We start from the raw sequence: 394 nt of genomic DNA, 5'->3' as shown, positions 1-394 counted from the left end.
CCTACGTGGACAAGCTGCTGGGCGATACCGAGTATCTCCTCGAACAGTGGGGGTGGTGGCGCATGGATGGGATGGGGGTTCCCGGGTATGTGTCGCCGGCCGCCGCTATCATGAGCCAAGCCATGCCAATGTCGAGCCCCAAGGCCTACCATGTCACTGACGATATGGCCTTGGCCGTCGACCGGGTCATTGCTCGACTCATCGACAGGGCGCCGCAGGCCGGCGACTTCGTGTGGCTCTACTACGGCGCGAAGTGGCCGGCCCTGCGCATCGCGCGTGAACACCAGATCGGCGAGGCCAAGGTGAGGGAGACGTTGAAGCTGGCGGTAGGCTGGGTCGATAGCGCCCTGGAGCGGTTCCGCGAGAGCGCTTGAAGAAATAGTTTTACGCGCGG

General features: G+C 63.7%; 1 protein-coding gene. It reads left to right on the top strand.

Annotation, left to right across the window (positions count from 1 at the left end; translation table 11 throughout):
• The coding region (locus HMPREF2581_RS12745; protein WP_256565202.1) for an antiterminator Q family protein at positions 1-374 on the top strand (374 nt) is incomplete at its 5' end.
• Positions 375-394: the final 20 nt, after the last annotated feature.

It is taken from the genome of Pseudomonas sp. HMSC057H01, assembly GCF_001836405.1.
Taxonomy (GTDB): Bacteria; Pseudomonadota; Gammaproteobacteria; order Pseudomonadales; family Pseudomonadaceae; genus Pseudomonas; species Pseudomonas aeruginosa.
Note: the sequence above shows the minus strand (reverse complement) of the source record. Positions and strands in the feature narration are given on the sequence as shown.